General features: G+C 62.1%; 1 protein-coding gene and 1 pseudogene. One reads left to right on the forward strand and one right to left on the reverse strand.

From position 1 onward, the window contains the following. A pseudogene (locus tag LQV45_RS33480) lies at nucleotides 1-401 on the reverse strand (UDP-N-acetylglucosamine 1-carboxyvinyltransferase); the annotation flags it as partial. A gap of 248 nt (nucleotides 402-649) precedes the next feature. On the opposite strand from LQV45_RS33480, the gene LQV45_RS33485 reads away from it, so the two are divergent. Beyond that, nucleotides 650-1,168, forward strand: coding sequence for a GNAT family N-acetyltransferase (locus LQV45_RS33485; RefSeq protein WP_230012081.1), 519 nt, complete (start codon nucleotides 650-652; stop codon nucleotides 1,166-1,168). The last annotated feature ends 102 nt before the right edge of the window (nucleotides 1,169-1,270 follow it).

The following is a 1,270-nucleotide window of genomic DNA, read 5'->3' on the forward strand; positions in this document are numbered from 1 at the left end:
ACATTGAGGTGGTAATCGATCGGACGGTCGCCGATCTTGCAGCCACCCAGGTCCGGGATGAAGGCCTCGCCGATGGCATGGATCAGCGGCCCGCACAGCAGGATCGGGATGCGCGAATCGCCGGCGTGGGCGTCGATGGCCGTGCTGGAGGCCGTCTTGGCGCCCTTCGGGTCAAGCGTCAGATCGCCGGTCACGGGATCCTTGTCCACCCTGACGCCGTGCAGCTGGAGCAGGCTCGTGACAACCTCGACGTCCTTAATTTCAGGCACGTTGCGCAACACCGATGGCTCATTGCCCAAAAGGGCGGCAACCATGGCCTTGGGGACAAGATTCTTGGCCCCGCGAACGGTGACGCGGCCAGTTAGCGGGACGCCTCCGCGGATTGTCAGAACACTACTCATATACCGGTTTCCTCACGACTACTCGCCCCCAAATCCTTACAAAGGCTCCAGCTAAGCATAGGAGCATCCGTTACCGATCTGAAATACGGAGCGGTTCCAGGGGCCCCGTGTTGGCCCTTTCGGCACGGATGCGGCGGCGCTTTCGGGCCTGCGGGCTTTGCGCAAGGTGGGCGCTGAGGGTTTGCCCGGTGCACCGAGGACCGGACCGACTCCTGAGAAAAGGAGAACCCTTCGAATACGATCGTGTAATGCCTCGCCTTATCGCTCCGGACGTCATCTATCACTCCTCCTGGCTGGAAGGATCCGCCGAATTTGACGGCGCCCACCGGGACGGCGCGGGTGCGGAGGACTGGCCACTGGAAGAACTCGAAGATGACCAGTCGTTCCGCCGCTTCGTCGATGCCCTCGTCAACGATGCCCGGCCGGAGAGCCCGAGGAAAACAGGGTACGTACCCTGCACATACCTGTGGATCGTGGACGGTGACACTTTCCTTGGCTCACTGGCCATCCGGCACGAGCTGAACGATTTCCTTCTCAATCAGGGTGGGCACATCGGCTACAGCGTGAGGCCCTCCGCACGGCGCCGCGGCCACGCAGCTGCCGCCTTGGCCAACGCCCTGCCAATTGCCAGGGAGCTGGGCATCGCCCGAATTCTCCTCACTTGCGATGAAGATAACGCCGGCTCCCGGGCCACAATCGAAAAGAACGGTGGCGTCTACGAAGACAGCCGCAACGGCAAACGCCGCTACTGGGTCGGGCCCGCCTAACCGGAAGCACAAGTAGAAGGAATCTCAATGCTGTTGTCAGTGGATTCCTGAGGCCTATGGCTAGGGGCCGAGGCACTTGGCGGTCGTAGTTCCGGGATAGGG

This window comes from Microbacterium sp. Bi128, from assembly GCF_918698205.1.

What these genes read in the sequence shown, in the direction of transcription:
- LQV45_RS33485 (WP_230012081.1), top strand. Translation starts at nt 650, where the DNA reads ATGCCTCGCCTTATCGCTCCGGACGTCATCTATCACTCCTCCTGGCTG.